At 44.2% G+C, this 21,093-nt stretch carries 21 protein-coding genes and 2 tRNA genes; 20 read left to right on the top strand and 3 right to left on the bottom strand.

The genetic code is table 11. The annotated features are described in order from the left end of the window. The first annotated feature begins 64 nt into the window (after positions 1–64). The 8 genes from Q7S57_06115 (at position 65) to Q7S57_06080 (ending at position 6,464) form a co-directional block, all read left to right on the top strand. The gene (locus tag Q7S57_06115; protein ID MDO8512818.1) at positions 65–226 is read left to right on the top strand and encodes a hypothetical protein; all 162 of its coding nucleotides are present in this window, start codon (positions 65–67) and stop codon (positions 224–226) included. Positions 227–402: 176 nt separating this feature from the next. Continuing rightward, a complete protein-coding gene (locus Q7S57_06110) occupies positions 403–1,914 on the top strand; it encodes a YifB family Mg chelatase-like AAA ATPase (GenBank protein MDO8512817.1) in 1,512 nt (503 codons plus the stop codon). A 753-nt stretch (positions 1,915–2,667) separates the two neighbouring features. Then, positions 2,668–2,919 (top strand): hypothetical protein, encoded by a 252-nt coding sequence (locus Q7S57_06105; GenBank protein ID MDO8512816.1) that lies wholly within the window; start codon positions 2,668–2,670, stop codon positions 2,917–2,919. A gap of 249 nt (positions 2,920–3,168) precedes the next feature. Continuing rightward, positions 3,169–3,375 carry a hypothetical protein gene (locus Q7S57_06100; GenBank protein MDO8512815.1) on the top strand — a complete coding sequence of 69 codons (207 nt, stop codon included), beginning with the start codon at positions 3,169–3,171 and terminating at the stop codon, positions 3,373–3,375. Between the two features lie 138 nt (positions 3,376–3,513). Continuing rightward, on the top strand, positions 3,514–3,885 hold the full coding sequence (locus Q7S57_06095; protein ID MDO8512814.1) for a hypothetical protein: 372 nt from the start codon (positions 3,514–3,516) through the stop codon (positions 3,883–3,885). Positions 3,886–4,536: 651 nt separating this feature from the next. After that, positions 4,537–4,923 carry a hypothetical protein gene (locus tag Q7S57_06090; GenBank protein MDO8512813.1) on the top strand — a complete coding sequence of 129 codons (387 nt, stop codon included), beginning with the start codon at positions 4,537–4,539 and terminating at the stop codon, positions 4,921–4,923. Positions 4,924–5,203: 280 nt separating this feature from the next. Continuing rightward, on the top strand, positions 5,204–6,100 hold the full coding sequence (locus Q7S57_06085) for a HAMP domain-containing sensor histidine kinase (GenBank protein ID MDO8512812.1): 897 nt from the start codon (positions 5,204–5,206) through the stop codon (positions 6,098–6,100). Continuing rightward, positions 6,078–6,464, top strand: coding sequence for a response regulator (locus Q7S57_06080; protein MDO8512811.1), 387 nt, complete (start codon positions 6,078–6,080; stop codon positions 6,462–6,464). Before Q7S57_06085 ends, Q7S57_06080 begins: the two co-directional genes overlap by 23 nt. 298 nt (positions 6,465–6,762) lie before the next feature. Here the strand turns inward: Q7S57_06080 and Q7S57_06075 are convergent. Then, positions 6,763–6,836: transfer RNA gene (locus Q7S57_06075), tRNA-Arg, on the bottom strand. 338 nt (positions 6,837–7,174) lie between these two features. Between Q7S57_06075 and Q7S57_06070 the strand changes: the two genes are divergently transcribed. The 9 genes from Q7S57_06070 (at position 7,175) to Q7S57_06030 (ending at position 14,930) form a co-directional block, all read left to right on the top strand. Then, entirely contained in the window at positions 7,175–7,423 is a 249-nt protein-coding gene (locus tag Q7S57_06070) for a hypothetical protein (protein MDO8512810.1), read from the top strand. A gap of 184 nt (positions 7,424–7,607) precedes the next feature. Then, a tRNA-Arg gene (locus Q7S57_06065) sits at positions 7,608–7,681 on the top strand. 486 nt (positions 7,682–8,167) lie between these two features. After that, the gene (locus tag Q7S57_06060; protein MDO8512809.1) at positions 8,168–8,770 is read left to right on the top strand and encodes a Bro-N domain-containing protein; all 603 of its coding nucleotides are present in this window, start codon (positions 8,168–8,170) and stop codon (positions 8,768–8,770) included. 201 nt (positions 8,771–8,971) lie between these two features. Next, positions 8,972–9,187, top strand: coding sequence for a hypothetical protein (locus Q7S57_06055; GenBank protein MDO8512808.1), 216 nt, complete (start codon positions 8,972–8,974; stop codon positions 9,185–9,187). A gap of 64 nt (positions 9,188–9,251) precedes the next feature. Further along, entirely contained in the window at positions 9,252–10,457 is a 1,206-nt protein-coding gene (locus tag Q7S57_06050) for an MFS transporter (GenBank protein MDO8512807.1), read from the top strand. Between the two features lie 42 nt (positions 10,458–10,499). Continuing rightward, positions 10,500–11,222, top strand: a complete 723-nt coding sequence (locus tag Q7S57_06045; protein ID MDO8512806.1) for a DUF3800 domain-containing protein — start codon at positions 10,500–10,502, stop codon at positions 11,220–11,222. Between the two features lie 301 nt (positions 11,223–11,523). Next, on the top strand, positions 11,524–12,030 hold the full coding sequence (locus Q7S57_06040) for a hypothetical protein (GenBank protein MDO8512805.1): 507 nt from the start codon (positions 11,524–11,526) through the stop codon (positions 12,028–12,030). Positions 12,031–12,087: 57 nt separating this feature from the next. After that, a complete protein-coding gene (gene recG, locus Q7S57_06035; GenBank protein MDO8512804.1) occupies positions 12,088–14,160 on the top strand; it encodes an ATP-dependent DNA helicase RecG in 2,073 nt (690 codons plus the stop codon). 314 nt (positions 14,161–14,474) lie between these two features. Further along, positions 14,475–14,930: a hypothetical protein gene (locus Q7S57_06030; GenBank protein ID MDO8512803.1), complete on the top strand. Its 456-nt coding sequence runs from the start codon at positions 14,475–14,477 to the stop codon at positions 14,928–14,930. A 600-nt stretch (positions 14,931–15,530) separates the two neighbouring features. On the opposite strand, the gene Q7S57_06025 is transcribed toward Q7S57_06030, so the two are convergent. Both Q7S57_06025 and Q7S57_06020 read right to left on the bottom strand, forming a co-directional pair. Further along, positions 15,531–16,676: a glycosyltransferase gene (locus Q7S57_06025; protein MDO8512802.1), complete on the bottom strand. Its 1,146-nt coding sequence runs from the start codon at positions 16,674–16,676 to the stop codon at positions 15,531–15,533. Then, positions 16,673–17,443, bottom strand: a complete 771-nt coding sequence (locus Q7S57_06020; protein MDO8512801.1) for an alpha/beta fold hydrolase — start codon at positions 17,441–17,443, stop codon at positions 16,673–16,675. The genes Q7S57_06025 and Q7S57_06020 overlap by 4 nt, the downstream gene beginning before the upstream one ends. Positions 17,444–17,708: 265 nt before the next feature. Between Q7S57_06020 and Q7S57_06015 the strand changes: the two genes are divergently transcribed. From Q7S57_06015 to Q7S57_06005, 3 genes are all read left to right on the top strand, one after another. Continuing rightward, a complete protein-coding gene (locus Q7S57_06015) occupies positions 17,709–18,257 on the top strand; it encodes a CDP-archaeol synthase (GenBank protein ID MDO8512800.1) in 549 nt (182 codons plus the stop codon). Between the two features lie 332 nt (positions 18,258–18,589). Beyond that, the gene (locus Q7S57_06010; protein ID MDO8512799.1) at positions 18,590–18,793 is read left to right on the top strand and encodes a hypothetical protein; all 204 of its coding nucleotides are present in this window, start codon (positions 18,590–18,592) and stop codon (positions 18,791–18,793) included. Between the two features lie 219 nt (positions 18,794–19,012). Next, entirely contained in the window at positions 19,013–20,902 is a 1,890-nt protein-coding gene (locus Q7S57_06005) for a hypothetical protein (protein MDO8512798.1), read from the top strand. Positions 20,903–21,093 lie beyond the last annotated feature (191 nt).

Raw genomic sequence — 21,093 nt, 5'->3', positions numbered from 1 at the left:
GCGGCTTCGGCCTGCGAAGTCGGCCTGGCAAAGACTACGCAAAATATGAGGAGGTGAATTTATAATGTTTGGGGGTAAAAATAAAACAGGAAGAAAAAGCAATAGAATGAAATTTCTAGAAGAGGCTTATTTGGATAATCGTTTGTCCAAAAGCGAAGCGGAACGGCGGGTCTGGAAAGCAATTTCGTTTTTGGCGACAAATGAATCGGCACACAAGTCTCGTTAGGAATAGGTTTTTATTTAAAAGTATTTGAAGAAAGAAAATGGCGTAAAGACGACCAACACCACTCACGGAACGGAGCAAGGTTGCTCCGTTCCGTGAGTGGGCGTGGGTTCGCAGTCGTTTTCGTGTATAATATAGGTAATGAAAAGCAATAATAAACACTCGCAAAAAACGCCCTTATGTCCGCGATAGTTCGCTCGGTTACACTCACTGGCCTGGATGTGCATCCAGTGGAAGTGGAGGTGGAAGTTTTAGCGGGGTTGCCTTCTATAACAATCGTCGGGTTGCCCGATACGGCGGTGAAAGAAGCAAAAGAAAGAATTATTGCCGCGCTGGGAAATTCCGGTTTCGAACCACCGCGCCATCGGACGATTGTTAATTTGATGCCGGCGCATGTTCGTAAAGTTGGTCCGCAATTCGATTTACCCATTGCGCTTGCTTTTTTGCTGGCCACCGGGCAATTGACGGCAAGATTGGAGCGATTTGTTTTTGCGGGGTCGCTGGGGTTGGATGGAAAACTGCAACCGATTTTGGGAACAGTGGCAATGGGGGATTATGTTAAAAACAGTACGGCGGATATTTTATTTGTTCCCAAGGAAAACGGGCGCGAAGCCGTTTTGGCCGGCGGGGATGTGATTGCTGTGGAAAGTTTGCGGGCGATTGTGGATCATTTGGAAAACCGCGCGCCGTTATCCTTGGTTGCAAAAGACGAAAAAGAAGAAACGGTTGAATACTATGTCGGTACAAATTTTCGAGAAATAGCCGGGCAAGCACACGCCAAAAGGGCATTGGAAGTGGCGGCCGCCGGCGGGCATAATGTTCTATTACATGGTCCGCCCGGGTCGGGAAAAACTTTGTTGGCACGGGCTTTCGCGGGAATTTTGCCGCGCCTAAGCAAGTCGGAAGCTTTTGAGGTAACTAAAATATATAGCATCAAGGGATTACTTTCGGCGCAGGACGCTTTGATTAGTACACGGCCATTTCGTTCGCCACATCATTCCACTTCGGCCGTGGCGTTGATTGGCGGGGGAAGTATCCCACAACCGGGCGAGGTGACGTTGGCACACCGTGGCGTGTTATTTTTAGACGAATTTGCGGAATTTCCACGTACTGTGTTGGATCATATGCGCGAACCGTTGGAAGAAGGTTTTGTCACGGTGAGTAGGGCGGCGGGCAGTCAAAGTTTTCCGGCGCGGTTTTGTTTGGTGGCGGCGATGAATCCTTGTCCATGTGGGTATTTTGGTGACAGTAATCGCACCTGTTCTTGCGCGTCGGGGGAGGTGGCGAAATATCAACGACGGGTTTCCGGTCCACTTTTAGATCGCATTGATTTGCATGTGCATGTGCCGGCAGTGAAAGCCGATATAGTTTTGGATCACTTTGAAGCGGAGTCGTCGGAAAAAATTCGGGAACGGATTGAGAAAGCGCGGACGAAACAGCGTGAAAGATTTACGGAGGAAAAGTCGAACGCCGAAATGAGTGGGGCGCAAATTCGACAGTATTGCGCGTTGTCACCGGAAAGTCGAAACCTTTTAGCGCGGGCAGCGGATAGTTTGCGTCTTAGTACGCGTGCGGTACATCGCACAATAAAGGTTGCTCGCACGATTGCTGATTTGGAGGATGAAGCGGAGATATTGGAGAAACATCTGGGAGAAGCGTTGCAGTACAGGACGCCACTGGGGGAAATATAATTGTAGTCCTTGCGAGATGCTTCAGCACCGAAGCAATCTCAATATGGAATCAAATTTTCAATGTTCAATTCCCAATTTTCAATTAATTATCAATGATACAATTATCAATTGACGACGCCGTTACTTGATAATTTAAGAATTGATTATTAATTGATAATTGGTCATTGAAAATTGATAATTAAAAGCGATAGGATTTGTGTGTGTTTGGAACAAAAGAAAATGCCTAATAAAAGCCATAAAATAGTAGTGTCTTTAAGTTACTATTGACATTTTCGTATTTTGGGAGTACAATTATCCCTTATCTAATCACAGGGTTCGGAAGAGAGACCAGATCCTTTGACAATTGAATACGGGAATTGAGTATGGAGCGGGAATATTTTACGGCTTTTGCTGTCAAAACACACCCCGAAGACCAACGGTCTTAAAAAGGCCGGCACAATCGTATAAAAGCGATTGCACTTCATACTTAATCAACCTGAAGGGTGCTGAAAGAAATTTCGGCACCTCATCTATGGCGGCACAGTTAGTTTTCTAGCTGGTCGCCATTGATGGGGGAAAGACGGTGAATGATGAATGACGAAAAATGAATGATGAAGGCGGACAACGCGTATCATAATTCATTACTCATATTTCATTATTCAAGAATATCGGAGGAGCTCTTGATTGTCCCGAGAGTAATTTTTCTTTTGACCGTGTTTCACTTGGATTGGTGAAGGACAAAGCGGTCGAAGCCATTTGATAAGGATCCAGAAAATGGCGAATTTGTTGAAGGACCCGGTGGCGGTGGCGAGTGTGCGGGCGAGGATGGCGGCACGGCAGAAGAAGCCGACGTCGATCGTTTCGCTCGCGCGGGTGACGGTGGAGATGCCGTCTCCGTCGCCGGCGTGGCATAACGAGAGGATTCGTTACGCCCAGACGAACACGTCGAGCGACGTGTACGTGCGCGTGATGGGCGACACCGCCCGTCGCTCGCTCGGCGCGTCGCAGAAGCCCAGACTGCGCTAGTCGCGGGCGAAATAATCAATTTATCCCAAGTCGTTTGTGCTAGACACAACGACTTGGGAAACTCATCAATGAAGATAATATGATTTGTCTTTGGTGATGAGTCGCGTAAGGGACCAACTCTTGTTGGGTCGGTCCCATTGACAATAAGGTCGGACTGCCGAGCGGTCCGACCTTGATTGGTCGTAGCGTCGCGTCGTCCAATGCGGGTCGGACCGCTACAGCAGTCCGACCCGATTCAAGGAGGGAAGAATGAGCACAATGGAATTTTTTGTTGCCATGGGCCGTTTGCATAAGCGGCGGTCGTGGCGAAAGTTAGTGCAGTTGCTAAGGCAACCGCACCCGCTTCTTCCCGGCGAACGGGAAGCGTTTCACGAGCTTTGTCTGCAAAGACCCGGGCTCGTGAACGGCAACCGGTTGCGTCTCGATGCGACCGGTTTCCGTGTCGTGAAGCAGTAACTTTTGTGCGGATTTCAAACCATGAAATCCGCCTCTCACTTTTGTTGGCAATTTGCCACTAGAAGCGGGAGTCGTTTGAGGGGTGTTCAGCTCCGGCGACTCGATGTTTGAGTTTGTTTTTTACGGAGGGCTTCGGCCATGACGTGGATGGAAACTGGGTACGTGGGTTTGGCGGTTTTGTTCGGAGTGATCTCTTTGTTGGTTGTGGCGAAGAGGAATCGCGACCTCGCACAGCAGCGGAAGAAGTTGATCGGAAAACCGCTGAACTACAGCCTCCTCCCGGACGGTGAGTATAAGTCCTACGGTGGATGCGGTGGCAATGGCTTTTTGAGTCGCGCAGGCGAAGTGTTGCCCTTGGCCGGCGATCTTATTGCGGTCGTATACTGGCCGGGGAGTCAGTTTCCCCCATTCGGCGATGTTATCGAAAAAATCGAGGTCACCGAAGTGCGGGTGACGACGATCTCTGGCACGATGTCGAAGGTTCCGCCGCGGGAGCGCGCCGCATCGTGACAGTAGTTAGTAGTGTTCTTTTTTCACACATCGACCAATTGGGGTCGGTGTGCAGTCTACTCGGTTCTCCACGTTGAGAACCGAGGCATTTCTAAGTATTCGATTTTTTCGAATGTTTAGATGATGTTCTAAATATATGAATTAGTTCCGTTGTAGGGGCAATTCATGAATTGCCCCTACGCGAACGAATCTACTTCTGGATTTAGCAGTATGGATGTTGCTGAATCGAGAAGGTGGATTTTTTGCCACGTAAAGTCGCGTAAAAGTGCTTCGCACTCACGCGACCACGTGGTAAACAAAGGAGTGCGGAATGTTTGATCACATTAACGTCTGGTCACCGTCGCTGATTTTTTGGGCGGTGTTGCCATGGATCGTTGTGTACCTGATCGCGTGGATTATTGATCTGCGTGAAAAGGTGCAAAAAAAATAATATAGGAATACCATGTGTATAAAGGGGGCCGTTCTTTCAGAATTGGTCTCTTGTTGTAAACTTTTCAGTCCCGTTCTGGGTCTTTAGAGAGGAGGTGTGTGGTGTTGGAGCTAAAATTTATGACTAGGGAGGAGGCGTTTTGGTATCTGTTACAACACAACGTTAATTTGTGTTGCGCGGGAGAGGGAGTCACTATTTTGTTGAAACCACAGCCGAAGGAGGTGGAATTCTCCATATGCGGGAGCGTTCGGCGGATCAAGAACGTGGTCTTTAGTGCAACTAAGCCTACGGAGCTTGATTCTGAAATGGTTCGACTCGCGGTGGTTCGGACATTGGTCGCTGTTGGAACAACAGTATGGACCGATAAGTTCTACCACAAGCTCTTGGTGGGCGGACAAGGGCGGATCATCTGTGTCTCCCAAAAAGTGATTGACGGGGAAACCTTCCGTGGTGAAATACTCACCCTCGAACCGCCCTGTGGAATCCACTGGGAAGAAGGGCGACCTGTCGACACAGGGTTGAGGGGAGTGGGAGTTTTTCGACCGCTCGAGGAGTCAGAAATCCTCGAAGTGGGGCATGAGAAACTGCCCGAGAAACTTCCGGCGTAGGACGAGACTCGTTTCGCGGAGCGTCAATTGGACGCTCTGCCAAGTAACGAGTGCCGAATAAAAACTCGTCCACTTACCAGTAATCATTAATTATTTAGTGGTTACTGATAAGGGGAAAAAACTGGTTCGGTTGAGCCAGTTTTTTTGTGCGTAATCGCTATCGAATTTTTAATTTTTAATTTGAAATTTTTAATCAATTTGAAAATGTTGTTTTAGATATTTAAAATTTGTGTCTTTCAAATTGTAAATTTCAAATTAAAAATTGTGCTATCATGTCCTTGTGACAGAGAACGACATAAACATAGTCAATTTTGCCAATAAGGCGCCGAACTTCGCAACCGGTCTAAAAAAAACACCGACAAAGGAAGTGGCTAAAGAAACTTTCCCGATGCCTTCGGAAAGATTTTTATCGATGACAGCGCATGAGATGCAGGTGCCGATTACCTCGCTTTCTTGGAATATGGAGCGACTTCTAAAAGTTTTAGGTGAAGAAGCGAATAAGCCGGATGTTACAAAAGTTTTAAAACGGATTAGTGAAGCGAATACTCGATTGGTAACATTGGTAGAAGACTTATTAAACGTCGCCAAGATGCAAGAAGGTGCTTTTTTGGTAGCAAAACGGCCGATGCAGTTGGTGGAAGTGGTGAGAAGGGCATTGCGAACAAACGAGCGAGAAGCATTGAAAAGGGGCGTTGTTGTAAAATGGTCGGCCGATTCCGCGCAGATTCCCTTAACGATTGGCGATCCGGAAAGAATCTATCAGGTCACTGTAAACATCTTGAGTAATGCGGTGAAATATACGCCACGCGGGGGCACCATTACAGTCACGGTTAGAAAAACGCGGGAGATTGCTCCGGCCGATGTTGTTCATAATGTCTTGGATGAAAATATTAAAGCGGAATATGTAGTGTGCAGTATCGAAGACACGGGTATCGGTATTGCCAAAGAGGAACAAGTAAATATCTTTACCCAATTTTTTCGCGGTCAGAAAGCAGTGGCGACCGATGAAAGCGGTACAGGATTAGGACTTTTTTTGGTGAAGAAAATAATTGAACAACATGATGGGGCGATTTGGTTTTCATCACGCGAAGGTTACGGGTCAACATTTTTCTTTACGCTTCCCGTAATGGATCCGTACGAAAATAATAATAACAATGCCAAAAATTCTGGTAGTTGAAAGCGAGCAAGCGTTACTTTCCACGTTGTGCGAAGAGTTGGAGGAACGCGGTTTTGATGTAGATCCGGCCACTAATGGTGGGGAGGCGTTACGCAAGTTGCATGTTCGACCGGATGTGATAGTTATAGATGGAATTCTGACAGACATTGATGGGCTAACTTTATTGGCACAAATAAAGGGTGACCAAGATCTAAAAAATGTGCCGATTGTTTTTTTGCTGGAATCCGGTGATGAATCGAAAGCTCACGCGGCCGCGGAGTTAGGTGTTTCCAAAAGCATTATTAAGACAAGTTATGGCTTGAGTGGCCTGTGTGATTTGATAGAAAAATATTTGCCACAGAAGAAAAAAATAAGATACGTTTAAAAAAGGTGGGGTTGCGGAGTTGTTTATAGAAGATGCTCCGAAAATTTGCGTCTCTTATCGCAAATTCTCTTGCTCTGCCACTCGGTTTATCGCGGATAAACCTTGCGCCAGAGTTCTTCAAACTTTGTGCAAACACGTTTTTACGTTCCGTAAAAATCGTGTTTGTGTACGTTAATATTTGTTTTGCTAAGCAAAACCTATTTCGAGAGTTCTTCGATTCTTGTGCAAAACGACTGCACAGGGCGTGCAGTCGTTTTGTGTACATTTGATAGTTTCGCAAAGCGAAACAAATCTCGAGTGCGCTCGGGGGGACTCGAACCACCAACCTAAGGGTTAGAAACCCTTTGCTCTATCCAGTTGAGCTACGAGCGCCTACTTATGACTTTAGATTATTTTCGCAAATTAATAAACTGTACTCGGCCTCGACTAAAATTTTCTTCCGAAAATTTTGTCTGGCCACGCCCTCGCGGTTTTGCTCGCCAAATGCGAGCAAAACATCGCTCCGGGCCTAAAATCAGTTCACGAGCCAAGCAGTTGGCTCGTGAATCTTGATTTTAGCCACCAACCTAAGGGTTAGAAACCCTTTGCTCTATCCAGTTGAGCTACGAGCGCTTAAGAACGAATACTACTTTAAACAAGGCATGTTTTCAAGGTTTAAAATGTGTTGTAAGATCAATTTGTTTTGCACGTTGTACTGGAGGAAAATAGTCATGAACGAACCCATAATAAAGCGACCAGAAGACTTTTTTCCAAATCCCGAGCCTTGTTCTGCGGTAGCTGATTTGGAAGAGGATCATCGAAAGGAATTGCTTGAAGCGACCGGTGATGATCCGGAAATTATACGAGCAGGACAGGCCTGGAGTGAAATGGGTCAACGGCTTGTGGTCGATGAAGACTATTCAGGCACAGAGGAGACTCCTTCAGGGAAGGAAATATCTGCACACGAACACCCACTGTAAGTGGGTATCATTTTTCTTGGCTTGATTATTAATAGAATTTCGAATAGTATTGCCATATTGGTTTTTCAGAGATTGGTTAAATTTCCAATTGAAACGTGGTGGCTATGGTTCAATAGTAGAACGTCCGGTTGTGGTCCGGGAGACGAGGGGGCGGTACCCTCTAGCCACCCAAGAGAAAAATAAAGCCCCTGTAGCTCAGCTGGATAGAGCGCCTGGCTTCGGACCAGGAGGTCGTGGGTTCGAATCCTGCCGGGGGCACAAGTAATATAAAACAGTCCCCCTGGGGACTGTTTTATATTACTTCTAAAAGTACGGCAGGATTCGAAGGGTAGTTAAAACATTGAACTGCTTCAATGTTTTAACTACCCAGGCTTTTTACTGTCAAAAACGCATCGAGCGAAGCGAGGCGTTTTTGACAGTAAAAAGGAATCCTGCCGGGGTTGTATCACCTTCGTGTGTCGCTTGCGGATTCGAACGGCAATCGTTGTTTCGTTCGCAACGAAACCGATTGCCGGTGGCCAGAAACTTTTGTATCAACGAAAGTTTCGAGGCCTAATCCTGCCGGCTTCTTGATTTAGTCTCGCTTCGAGCGAAGCGAGGCGGGATTAAATTGTAAAAAGGAATCCTTCCGTGGCAAGATGAGAAATCTCCGTATTTGCGCTACGATGTCTCTGTGGATTTAAATAGTCTAATCACGAGGGTGATTCGCACGCCTGAAAAATTAAGAATTAAACCAACAAAGCGATGAATAAAAAACAGGCAGATAGAACAAAAATCACTATTTTTGAGGAAAAAGAAGTGCGTCGAGTTTGGCATCTAGAGAAGTGGTATTTTTCTGTTTCCGACGTGGTGGAAGTGCTTTCTGAGTCTACGGACGTGAAGCAATACGTTAAAAAGATGCGCACGCGCGATCCGGAACTTTCCGCCAAGTGGGGTACAATTTGTACCCTCCTTGAGGTGGTGGCCAAAGATGGAAGAAAAAGAAAAGAGACTACGGCCGATTTGGAAGGAATCTTTCGCATTATTCAATCCATTCCGTCCCCCAAGGCGGAGCCGTTTAAGCTCTGGCTGGCAAGGGTGGGGAAAGAGCGGATTGAAGAAATTGCCGATCCGGAACTGGCGGTAACAAGGGCGAAGGAAATTTATGACAAGAAGGGTTATCCCAAGGATTGGGTTGATAAGCGAATGCGTGGTATTGCCGTTAGAAATACTTTAACCGATGAGTGGAAGCAGAGAGGGGTGACAAAAGGCCTTGAGTACGCGATCTTGACCGATGAAATATACAAAGCAGCTTTTGAAAAAAGTGCGAAAGAATATTTGGAACACAAGGGGCTCAGGGCTTGGTAATAAATAAACACTCCATCTTATGTCCACTCCATCCTCAACTACAACCACTTCTCAATCAAAAATCTTTCAACGTACGTATAGTACGTCTCAAGATTTTGTTCAATCAAAGCGGTCGTATTTGAGGCGTATTGAACAGAATATAGAGTGTTTATTTATTACCAAGCCCTTTGTAAAAAAGCGGGTGATAATTTGCGTGATCATATGGGCGATATCGAATTGATTTTGACGATGCTGGGTGAGGCGACCACGACAAAAGTCACGACCGAGAAAGATTCAAAGGGTTTGGAAGCGTTGAAAAAAGATGCGCAGGTTGGTGGCGGTATTGCGGGACGAACACGGAAAGATATTGAAGAAAAAACGGGAAAGAAAGTAGTTTCAAGTGATAATTTTAAGAAGCTGAAGCTTTTAAGAAAATGAAAAAGTCGCTTTAGGACTACGCAATTTGGGTGTTAAAAATTTGTGTTAGATTATTTACTCCATCATGGAAATTGATCAAAAGAAATTAGAAAATAATATTTGGAAATTTTATCTATACGAAATTTTGTATAGCATGATGTTCTATACCCCGATTATTGTTTTGTTTTATCAAAATAATGGCCTGAAACTAACTCAGATAATGATTTTGCAATCAATCAGTTCTGTTGTTTGGATATTCGCGGAAATCCCTACCGGCCATTTTGCCGATGTTATTGGCAGAAAAAAGTCCTTGTTAATGACGGGTATTTTCGCAACTTTAGCGATGACACTATATGCGTTTGGAAATAATTTTTACTATTTTCTTTTTGCAGTTTTATCTTGGGCTCTGGCTGGTGCATTTATCTCGGGCGCTGATTCCGCTTTCATGTATGACAATTTAAAAGCGTTAGGAAGAGAACATTCCTATAAAAAAATTTGGGGTAACGCAATTTTCTTTTATTCTGCAGGAGTCGCTGTGGCCAGTATTGTTGGCGGTTTGTTGGGGGGTCTTAATTTACGCTACCCGTTTTTTGCAATGATTCCATTCTATCTGTTGTTGGTCCTTGTTTCACTTTCTTTTTATGAGCCCAAACTTAATCGCAATTTGACGCCTAAAAATTCCATATTTAATTCAATGGGATTGATTAAAGAGGCAATTTTTCATAATAAAGAAATACGATGGCTAATTTGTTATTCTGCTGTTATTACCAGTGCTACTGGTGTTGCTTATTGGCTGTATCAGCCCTACTTTGAATTGTCTGGTCTCAAAATCGTCTACTTCGGTTTGGTATTTGCCGCTTTTAACTTGATTAGTGCCGTTAGCGCTAAGTATTCACATGTGATTGAAGAGAAATTGGGTCGGAAAGCTTCATTAGTGTCATTGTTTGTGCTTACCAGTCTTTGTTATTTATTAATGGGAAAGATTGTTTTTATCTTTGGTTTTGTTATTGCCTTTATTATGCAATTTGTCGACGGTTTTTCGTCTGTCGTAATTTCCGATTATATCCACAAAGAAACCGATTCGAGTGTTCGGGCAACCACATTTTCTGTAAAGGGTTTTATTGAGCATATATTTTACGCACTGATGGCGCCCTTGGTGGGGTGGGTGGTTGATGTGTACACCTTACCGCAGGCATTGATTGTTATGGGAGTAATAGTTGGTGTTGTGGGGTTTATTTTTATCGGGGTAAGAACTTTTTCCTCAAAAAATGAGTTAATTAATGGAGTATAGGTGTAGAACCTAAATGTATCTCTGGTGTGTTATGATAAAAATATGTACTTAATGTATGTAGACGAATCTGGCGATACCGCGCCCATTTCACAAAAGGGTAAAAAATATCTGGTTTTGTGCGGAGCGGTTATTCACGAAAACGACAAGATTGATATTGAGCGTGAGTTTCGGAAAATAAAAGACAAATTTTATCAAAATTCGGACGTGGAAATTAAGTCCAACTTTCTTCGTTATGCGAATCCTGATTTAAAAGAAGGTTCGCCGATTAAATTGCACGATCGCGCCAAGTACGACGAACTCGAAACAGACCTCAAATTATTTCTTCAAAAGATTCCTGTTGAGTTGCTTTCGGTTGTAGTAAATAAGGAAAAATTTTGGGAAAAATATCCGGCGCAAAATGTTTATAATATGGCCTACGCGTCGTTATTACAAAGTTTTAATGATTTATTAAAAATGGAAAATGCTTATGGCATTACCATTATTGATCCGAGAGAAGGACAAGTGGTGAAGAAATTTATGGATAAAGAATTGGATGAGGTTCATCACGCGATGCGGTGGGATTATCGAGAATTGAAGTGTGAGAATATTATCGAAAAAGTGCTTTTTTCAGATTCGGGAAAAACAATTGGAATTCAAATTGCCGATTTGCTGTGTTATCCGATTTTTCATATTTTTGAATACGGCAAACAGCCGGAAGATTATTGGCGATATACGGAAATAACTGGCAAGAAACTTTCGAAAAGGTTATGTACAAAATTTATTTAATGCATATCTTTGAATACAAAATAGGACCTAGTTTATCGGCACCAGGTCCCTTTTTGATGGGCGCGATTGCTCGCGACCTCTTTAAACCTACAATAGTATTTAGTAATTGTCAATGCCGTTATATTTCATGGAGATTGTTATGGATTTGCGGACGTCAGTAACCAGTTTTCCCTTGGTTAACGAAAAAGTCGCTTTAGGACTACGCAATTTGGGCATTAAAAATTTGCGTCAGCAAATTTACTGACAGAATCCTGCCGGGAATAAATAAATTATTGTCGTGTTATACTTAATTCGCATAAATATGAAAAATATTCTAAAAATAATATTGATAGGCGCGGGCGGAGTAATTGTTATTATTGGTGGTTTGTATTTTCTTGTGCTTAAGGGGGTTATTTCAGTCAATATTTTTCCAAATGCTAGAACGCTCTATACTGGCTATGTGAAAATTGAACCCATTTTACTTTCGGAAATAAAAATAAAATTGGAGGCACAGGGTTGCCGAGTTCTTGGTAAAAAATATGAAAATAATAATACAAGGTTATGTAGATATGGAGAAACGATAGTTGAATATGATAAGAAAAACGGATTAGAGATATGGCCACAGGGGATGGGATTTGGACCCGGATTTATTATATACATGACAAGTGATAAAATATGGGCTGAAAAAGACATTTTTGGTTCTCCTGATTCGAGTAAGTTTAAAGATTCTGTAAGGCGGGATGTGAGTAAAATCGGGAATATCGTAAGCATCAAAGAAAACACCTGGAAGATTACAAAAACGAAATATCCTTGGACGGTGATATATTAGTATAGTTGATTGGTTGTGGTATGTGAGCAATCCTTTAATTTCCTGTAAGATGCCTTTATGGATCTAAATACGCAGGTTGGAAATTTGCCGGCCGTAAATGACAAAGTTGTCGCCGGGCTTCGGCGGTTGGGGATAAAAAATCTCCGCCAGCTTTTGTTTTATTTTCCAAATCGTCACGAGGATCGACGGGTAATAAGTAACGTGCGCGATGTTGTGATTGGTACGCCATGCGTATTGCAGGGGAAAATTATGAAGATAAGTGGCGAAGCGACTTTTCGAAAAAGGCATGGGAAGGCAAAACAGGTTTTGATTACAAAGGCGCTATTTCAGGACGAGTCGGGAAGCATTCCGTTGGTTTGGTTTCATCAAAGATTTATTGAGAAAAACTTTCCCAAAGGGACGGAAGTAATATTGGTTGGTACACCTTCGGAAGGGGATACCGGCGTAACAATTATTTCTCCGGAAGCGGAAAAAATTACCACCTTGCATCCTCCTGTTCACGCGGCCCGGCTTACTCCTATCTATTCCGAAACCGAAAACGTATCTTCGCGTTTTTTGCGCTATTTGGTGACGCGGGCGATGCCACTTACGCCAAAACTTATCGATTATTTACCCGAAACCACTAGAGAAGAGGAAAATCTTTTGGTATTTAGTGACGCCATTAAAGGCATTCATTTTCCGGATTCGTTTGAAGAACTAACGGCCAGTCGTAAGCGTTTGGCTTTTGATGAATTGTTTATTTTGCAGTTGGCCTCATTGGTGCGCAAGAAGGAACGATTGCAAGAAGATGGAATAAAATTGAAGATGTCTGAAAGTAAAATTAAGGATGCGGAAAAAAAGTTGCCGTTTGAATTGACACCTTCCCAGTTAGAGGCGATAAAACAAATTGCTTCTGATATCGGTTCGGCTGTGCCGATGAATCGCTTGGTGGCGGGGGACGTTGGTTCCGGTAAAACGGTGGTGGCCGGGATGGCGGCGATTATCGCAAAAGAAAGTGGCGCGCAGGTTGTCTTGGCGGCACCGACAGAAATTCTGGCAACCCAACACGCGGAAAGCATGGCAAAACTTTTTGCACCGATGGGTTTGCGGGTAGCACTTTTGACGGGATCGTTAAGGGTGAGTGAACGTAATGCCATTGCCGATGGTGTCGCTTCGGGTGAGATTGATTTGTTGGTGGGCACGCATGCCTTGTTTCATGCTGATTTGAATTTTAAAAAGCTTGGTTTGGTTGTGGTGGATGAGCAGCATCGCTTTGGTGTTGATCAGCGTGATGAATTGGTAAAGGGAAAAGCGGGACAACCAACACCGCATTTTCTTTCACTTACAGCCACACCGATTCCGCGGACATTGCAATTAACGGCATATGGAGATGTGGATGTCACCCAGCTTGATAGTCGACCAGGGCAACAGGTTGTAAAAACAGAAGTGGTACCACCTAACCTGCGTGAAGAAGTATATCGCTTGCTGGCGGATCGAATGAAAAATGGGGAACAAGTTTTCGTCATTTGTCCGCGCGTGGAAGAAGTGGATGACGAAGAAGATGACACCAAGTCGGTTATCACGGAATATAAAAAATTAATGTCCGTCGTTTTTCCGGATTTTCGGGTGGGGATGATGCATGGGAAATTGCCGTCTGATGAAAAGCGCCAAATTCTGGCGGATTTTCGGGATGGCAAATTAGATTTGCTGGTTGCTTCGTCGGTGGTAGAAGTTGGTGTTGATATTCCCAATGCGACAGCGCTTCTAATCGAAGGCGCGGAACGTTTTGGGTTGGCACAGTTGCACCAATTTCGTGGTCGGGTTGGGCGTAGGGGACAAGAGGCGGTTTGTTATTTGGTTAGCGAAAGTGAAGACGACGCTATTTTAAGCCGTTTGGTTTCTTTGGAAACTTTGTCGAATGGGTTGCAGATTGCGGAGGAGGATTTGAAGCGACGAGGGGCGGGGGAGATTTATGGGACGCGTCAGTCGGGTGGCGTGAAACTGAAGGTGGCAAATATTACCGACGTGCCATTCTTGCTCAATGTGCGGAAAGCCGCCGAAAGACTTTTGGAACGAGACCCTGAATTAAAAACGGCGGATTTGATTAAACGACGAATCGGGCAGTTGAATGTGACGACACACTTCGAATGAAAATTCCAAACCCCAAAACCCAATGTCCAACAAAATCCTAATTATCTAAATTCCAAAAACAAACGTTTTGGTCATTTAAAATTTTAGAGTTTTGTTGGGATTTGGGGTTTGGTCATTGGGATTTTAGTTACCGTCAACCAGTTTTGACACTTTAGCCAGTTACTATTATAGTTTGTCTTTGTGGGGTGCCTTTGGGGGAGGTGCCTTTGGGGTTGTTGTTTTCAAAAACCTAGTTCGGAATGGAAAGGAGCCGATCTAAGCGGAGGGTTGTTGTTCGTCGTATTTTTTGCTTCTAGGACAAACACGAGGTTACCATGATTTGCAGACAAGAAACTGCAAGCGGGCAAAGTTACGAGCAACTGCTGGAAATTCTTTCGGAGGAGGGGGCATTACGCATCATCACGCCACATCGTTACGTGCGTGTTCTACGAACAGCCAAGGATCTGTGTCGGACACAGTGCACGCGTTGTGGGCGATATTTCATTTATGAGAACATGGACGGTTCGGTGTCGTTGGATAAACAAGATGACGCTTTCGTGGTTCACTGCGATGACTGCAAGGCCGTGATTGACGGCGTTGAAGATTTGGAAAGCGGTTTCACTCTTGAGTCGCACCGTTCGCAAAAGCGGTTACGGCGTAAAGAAAGGCGCGCGCGACACAACGGTTACCAAGTCGAGGAATACATCGATTACTCGGATGGTCCTCGCGGTCGGCTTGTCAAACTCGCGAAAACTCGTCTCGTTCGTTCCAATCTGTCCTCAAGGCACTAGTAGAAGGGATTCGTGGCATGTCTATCGCTGTTCTGGAACGGGATTTGGACGTTCAAAGGGAATTTTGCACCGGGTGTCGGAGGGCGCGGGTGACGCGCCATGGTGTCTGGGGTGATTGGCGGAAGCTTGAGGAAGGGGAATCCATGGGGCGTATGGAAACTGTCCTCTGTTCCACCTGTGCTCTCGCAGAGAAGGAGGGCAGAACGAAGGTGTTCAGAGGGCTTCTGGAGCCAACGAACGGGAATGGGAGGAAGAACGGTAAACCGGCCAAGACTAAAAAGTAGGCCGTGTCGGTCCGGTCGTTAAATGTCGCGGTGCGAAGCAATTGCTTCGCACTTTTTTTATACAAATATTTTATTACGGTCCGACCTCTAAGAGGTCGGACCGTAACCACTCACAGGTCAAGGAAAAATTTGAATAGTCACGCCCACTTCCGATGTGGTGCCGAGGCACTTCATCGGAAGTGGTGTAGGTTAGTAGTATCGAAACGACGTTACGCGAACCTAAACCACATTGAAGGAAGCCATGAATGGCCACCTTCAATGTGGCCACTACGGTTATTTCCTCAACCCGTGAGTGCTTACGTCGGATCCTAATGCTTTAACGCAATAAAGATTTATATAAGTTCACCATCTTCTCGGCCATTTTTTCTTCTGAAAAATCTGTGGCGCGGGGGATTGATTGTTCAGCTAATGCTGTACGAAGTTTGGGGGAAGTGATGAGAGAAAGTATCTTTGAGGTAAAATCTTTGACGGTGGGATTAGTGATTAGTCCGCTGATGCCGTCTTTTACGATATCGCGGTTGCCCGGGGCGTCCACGACAACGGTCGGAAGGCCGGTCGCTAAGGCTTCGAGCGTTACAAGTCCTTGAGTTTCACTTAAAGATGGGTAGGCAAAGATGTCCGCGCCAATGAGAAAGTCGGGAACATCTGTGTAGGGAAAACTGCCGGTAAAAATTATTTTTTTACCTAAGTCCAATTTTTCAGCCAACTTTTTTAAGCTGTTGGTGGCGGGTCCATCACCGCCCAAAATTAGGCGAAGTGGTTTTTTTGTTTTTTCTTGTAGTAGGGCAAAGGCTTTGAGAAGTAATTCAAAATTCTTTTCGGCGGCTAGCCTGGCAAAAGAAATAATAACGGTCTCGGTTTTTTTCACACCCCACTTTTTACGAGTAGCGTTTCTTGTTTCCGGCCCACGAACAAAAAATTCCGGATTTATGCCCGTGGGGATGATAAAAACCGGCGTTTTAATTTTTCTTTCATGCAGTATTTTTGCCACCGATTCAGAGGGTGCAACGACCGCCGAAACTTTATTGGCAAATCGCATGACGCGCCTGACGATAATTTTTTGTAGCAAACTATTCGGGAGGAATGGTGCGTAATGAACATATTGTTCATACATCGCGTGGTGCGTGAAAACGAAAGGAATATGGTTTTTAAGTGCCACCTTGAGTCCTGTTTTTCCGAGCATGAAAGGCTGGTGGGTGTGAATGATGTCTGGTTTAAAATCGGTGACTACTTTGGCGATAAAACTCTTTCCCGGATAGGGGAGAGGAATAAGTGGGGGGCGAAACGGATATGACGGTACACGATAAATTTTAGGATTTGTTTCGGTGAACTCGGGAAAAGCAGGAACAATTAATTTTACTTCATGGCCCAATTTTTCCAAATTGCGAATCGTGCGGGTAATGGAAGTGGCCACGCCACTCATATGCGGAAGGTAATGGTTGGAGAGCATTAAAATTTTCATTGTTTTGCTTGATGTTCAGAGATGAATTTGTTGATTCGTTCAAAAACTTCTTCTTTGCCGTGATCGATAAGAACAACATGATAGCGATTTTCCACCCACATTACCTGAAAATCTTTGGTGTTGATACTGTTTTGGAGGGTGGAGATTGTTTCATCATCCACGGCATGATCGGTTGTAGATTGTACCGCAAGAACGGGGCAGTTGATGCCGGGCAATGCCGTGCGAGACATTTCGATTACTTTTAAAACATCGGGTGCCGAAATCAGGGGGATGCTTTTGTAGTTGGGACGAACTTTGCGGATTTGTGGGTCGAGTGATTTTTGGTACCACTTGCGCTGGTAATTGATACCAAGCGCTCGGTAGGCGTAGTAGAGGGCTTTGTAGGATTTTTCGTGTTTAAATTTAAGTGGCACGCCAATAAAAATAATTCCGGCAAAGTTTAACTCTTGCGCCAATGTTGCGAGAAAATTTCCACCGAGCGAAATGCCAAGGACATAAACAATGGGGTAGTCTTTTTTCAATTCTTGATAGGCGGTTCGGATGGAATTAAGCCAATCATCGAGATTTGTTTTCGCCAGGTCTCTCGGAGAAGTGCCGTGACCGGCCACCAGCACTCCTTTAGTAGCGATACCGTGTGCCGTTAAATATTCTCCACAGGCGCGAACATCGTAAGCCGTGCTGGTGAAACCGTGTACCAAAAGACAAGCCACTTTACCGTCGGTTTTTAGGTAGAATGGCTCCGCGCCGGGAATGAGCTGTTTTTTCATTGGATATTGTGAGTATAAGGGGAAAAGGTGGTTCATAGAAGACTCATTTTGTTTTAACAAACTTAAATTATCAATGTTCAATTCCCAATTTTCAATTAATTATCAATGTTTGAATGATCAATTACCACGTCATCGCGAAATTGATAATTTAAGAATTGCCTGCCGGCCGAAGCTTTAGCGAAGGCTGGAAAATTAATTGATAATTGGTCATTGATAATTGAAAATTTATTCAACAATTGCGCCTTTCTTGTGATAAGCTTGCAATATGTTCGATTTGCTGATTTCCACCTTATATTTGTTCCTTCCTGCTTATGTCGCCAACATGGCGCCGGTGGTGGCAACGAGAGTAAATATTTTTCCAAGGTTGAATATCTCCATCGACGGCAGTAATAAAGACACAATGCATCCGCTTTTTGGGGTCAATAAAACCTACCGTGGGTTTGTGACGGGGATTTTGGCAAGCATTGGTACGGCTTTTTTGCAGTTGTTGGTGCGGAGAAACGGCGCCGGAAAATTATTTATTGAGTTTCCGTACAGTTATGAGAACTTTTTACTTTGGGGTTTGGTTTTGGGGGCTGGAGCGCTGACGGGGGATTTGGTAAAAAGTTATTTTAAGAGACGCTTAAAAATTCCTTCTGGTCATAGATGGTTGCCGTGGGATCAGTTGGATATGGTGCTGGGTGGTCTGATCTTTGGTTTTGTTATGTACCGATTTTCGTGGCAGCAAGTAGTTGTTTTGTTGGTCGTTTCACCGCTTCTGATTCTGATTGTTAATTGGGTTAGTTATTGGTTGAAGATAAAGAAGGAGTGGTAGTAAGGTCGGACTTTGTGAAAGGTCCGACCTCTTGATTGGTCGTAGCGTCGCAGGGTTCGACTTTGTGAAAGGTCGAACCCTCATTGGCCGTAGTGTCGCGTTGTCTCGTCGTCCAGTGCGGGTCGGACCGCTAAGCAGTCCGACCCATATTTCGTGAATAAAAAAAAGAAGTGAGGGGTGCTTGATGGCAAGTTTGACAGAAATGGCTATTTAGCATAAGATATAGGTAGTAATTGTTCATTCGACAGGCTGAAAAAATTCTAAGCTTGCGGATTTTGGTGTCTCTTGCACGGTGCTTGAGAACTCCAAAATAGTCCTCTGGAGAAAAAACCATGGACCCGCAAGCTTTGGAACCGCTTCTTCGTTTCGTTCTTCCTGTTGCCCTCTGTTTAATTGCCATCAACGTGGGCGCAAACATGACTGGTTTTGGGAAGAAACAAATTAAGAAGCTCACGACGAAAGTTGTACAAGGATTGGTGACTGTGAGCGTCTTTTGGCTCGCCATCATCTTCCTCGCCGAAGCCGTTCGTCGTTAGATTTCAATCTGTTACGTTCATTCTTTCATCCTTGAGTCCTCTTTGTGTCACCTATGCCTCTTCATTGATGCAACCAGGAACCTTTGGACTCAAGGATCGACATGTAAACAGACATGTAAACCACCCCACGGGTGGTTTTTTCTTTTGCTTTAATACATTTAATTGATTAAGTGATATACTTTAAATAAATAGGGGATCATTAATTACTAACCCTGAAATATGCTGGAAATTGAAGACGAACAAGAAGAAGTAAATAGTTCAAAAGTAGGTGAAAACTTGTTAAAAGGAAGCGTGAATAAACAAACGATGCCCAATAAATGGTTTATCGGCGGTGTTGTTGTCGTCTTTGTCCTGGCTCTCGGGTTGATTGTTCAGAGTTATTCGTCCCTCACGAAAACAACAGTTATTCAACCGTCTCCTTCCGCCTCGGTTAAACCTTCTTCTTCGCCTAGTGCTTCTCCTTCTGCAGGTTCAGCGCCCGATATAAGTGTTGCGTTTCAAAATACGCAGTGTACATCGGTTTGTCCTTCACCGTCAGTCAGCCCCACGCCAACTCCTTACGGTAGCTCACCAAGTCCGTTTTATCCTTTTACAACAACGCCAACACCGGCAGGAAGCACGCGCACTCCGTATGCGCCTCTTTCTCAATTATTGCCAATAAATAAAATCTCACTACCTAACCTATTTGGAGATAGCGCGGAAGCGGCGTCGACAGCAACGTGCTCATCTGTAAGTGGAAGTCCGTACTTACCAAAGGGAACGTTTAAATTTGCTACCAGTATTCTTCAGGATAGAAATCTGGAAATTTTAGAAATTGATGGGTATGAGAATGGAAACAATATATTGTGGGATTTTTGCAAGGAAACTTTTTCTGCTGGAAATAATATCGTTGTTTACCCAAATCCCTCCAGTCCGGATTACGTGGTAAACACGAAGACGGAGTACAATTGTAACACAAAAGAATACACGTGCGGAATTGATCCAAACGGTAAAGCGCGGTTGTGCGGTTCTACTAATACAACAAGCGCATCGGTATATTTCACGGCTCCTGACTCGGTAGGTTGTATAAAAAAGGGAACATATTTAGCATCAATAACTAACCCAAGTTTAACTGTAGATCAGATAAATAAAATTAAAAATGAATTCGGAGTAAGTATTTCTGGGATTATTTCAGGTTTAATAAATGATAGACATTATGCTTTGGTTGACGCTGTTAATATTGCGGTTAGTGTCATGCAAAATAAAATTACATCTTGCTATGCAAACCCAGCGGTTCCTGGACCAATGCCGGGACCGATAACCTCAACAGAAAATTGTACTTCATATTTTCAATCAAACATGGAGAGTGAACTGGGAGAAGGATTTAAGCAGTGTTACACGAATGCTTCTACAGATATATCGGACGCTAAGGCGGCCTCCCTGAACACATTTATGTCCACCACGACGTATAAAACAAAAGTATGCAAAGTCTGCGGTATTTGGGGTCTGCCAACCAAAGCATGTCCAAATCCTCCTCCTATTGCATCACCGCATCCGTTGCCGATCACGGGTTTGTCTTTTTCACCTCCACCAGCAGGAGTACTTCCTGCGTGTCCTGCCGCAATCACGGCCGCGATTACAGCAAAGAATACAGCACAAACAATGTATGATGCCTCAAAAACAGTATTTGATAATAATAACGCAGTACTAACAACACAAATATACGCGCAAGTAAACAAAATTAATGTTGCCAATAACAACCTTGCTTTGGCAAAAACCGAATTAGATAGCGCAGCAAAAGCAAAAAATACTGCGAGCAGAGATCTACATCTAGCGCGAAGAAATAAAGTTTCACGCGGAATAATTATTGCGTATGATAAGAAATTGACAGAAGCGAGCACGCGATACAACACAGCCAATACTGCGTACTTGGCGGCAAAAAAAATCGCAGACAATGAATCCACGAACATGTATAAAAGCGCCGAAGCAAACGCTTATATTCAAGCATCTGCAAATCTCACTACAGCCACTAATAACTTAACAGCGGCGACAAGTAATCTAACCAACTTGAAAAACTCCCTAAAAGCTTCCGCGGGGACACCGCTACCGGCCTGCTTCACGACGTCGTAGAACTAAATAAATAAGCAACCGCAAGTTATCACCACCCCGTGTTTACACCTTGTCATTAGTTACGGCGCGGAGTGGTCGCTAAGGCGACTAACTTAAATAACCTGCTCATCTTATGTCCACTACATCTCTGACTACAATTACTACTCAATCACAAAATCCCTCACCGTACTTACAGTACGCCTCAAGATTTT

The organism is bacterium (genome assembly GCA_030647555.1).
GTDB lineage: Bacteria > Patescibacteriota > Andersenbacteria > UBA10190 > CAIZMI01 > CAIZMI01.
Note: the sequence above shows the minus strand (reverse complement) of the source record. Positions and strands in the feature narration are given on the sequence as shown.

Coding starts and splice junctions, on each gene's coding strand:
- Q7S57_06010 (MDO8512799.1), top strand. CDS start 18,590: ATGGACCCGCAAGCTTTGGAACCGCTTCTTCGTTTCGTTCTTCCTGTT.
- Q7S57_06070 (MDO8512810.1), top strand. CDS start 7,175: ATGAACGAACCCATAATAAAGCGACCAGAAGACTTTTTTCCAAATCCC.
- Q7S57_06050 (MDO8512807.1), top strand. CDS start 9,252: ATGGAAATTGATCAAAAGAAATTAGAAAATAATATTTGGAAATTTTAT.
- Q7S57_06110 (MDO8512817.1), top strand. CDS start 403: ATGTCCGCGATAGTTCGCTCGGTTACACTCACTGGCCTGGATGTGCAT.
- Q7S57_06080 (MDO8512811.1), top strand. CDS start 6,078: ATGCCAAAAATTCTGGTAGTTGAAAGCGAGCAAGCGTTACTTTCCACG.
- recG (MDO8512804.1), top strand. CDS start 12,088: ATGGATCTAAATACGCAGGTTGGAAATTTGCCGGCCGTAAATGACAAA.
- Q7S57_06030 (MDO8512803.1), top strand. CDS start 14,475: ATGATTTGCAGACAAGAAACTGCAAGCGGGCAAAGTTACGAGCAACTG.
- Q7S57_06105 (MDO8512816.1), top strand. CDS start 2,668: ATGGCGAATTTGTTGAAGGACCCGGTGGCGGTGGCGAGTGTGCGGGCG.
- Q7S57_06060 (MDO8512809.1), top strand. CDS start 8,168: ATGAATAAAAAACAGGCAGATAGAACAAAAATCACTATTTTTGAGGAA.
- Q7S57_06025 (MDO8512802.1), bottom strand. CDS start 16,676: ATGAAAATTTTAATGCTCTCCAACCATTACCTTCCGCATATGAGTGGC.
- Q7S57_06115 (MDO8512818.1), top strand. CDS start 65: ATGTTTGGGGGTAAAAATAAAACAGGAAGAAAAAGCAATAGAATGAAA.
- Q7S57_06040 (MDO8512805.1), top strand. CDS start 11,524: ATGAAAAATATTCTAAAAATAATATTGATAGGCGCGGGCGGAGTAATT.
- Q7S57_06005 (MDO8512798.1), top strand. CDS start 19,013: ATGCTGGAAATTGAAGACGAACAAGAAGAAGTAAATAGTTCAAAAGTA.
- Q7S57_06015 (MDO8512800.1), top strand. CDS start 17,709: ATGTTCGATTTGCTGATTTCCACCTTATATTTGTTCCTTCCTGCTTAT.
- Q7S57_06055 (MDO8512808.1), top strand. CDS start 8,972: ATGGGCGATATCGAATTGATTTTGACGATGCTGGGTGAGGCGACCACG.
- Q7S57_06020 (MDO8512801.1), bottom strand. CDS start 17,443: ATGAAAAAACAGCTCATTCCCGGCGCGGAGCCATTCTACCTAAAAACC.
- Q7S57_06045 (MDO8512806.1), top strand. CDS start 10,500: ATGTACTTAATGTATGTAGACGAATCTGGCGATACCGCGCCCATTTCA.
- Q7S57_06100 (MDO8512815.1), top strand. CDS start 3,169: ATGAGCACAATGGAATTTTTTGTTGCCATGGGCCGTTTGCATAAGCGG.
- Q7S57_06095 (MDO8512814.1), top strand. CDS start 3,514: ATGACGTGGATGGAAACTGGGTACGTGGGTTTGGCGGTTTTGTTCGGA.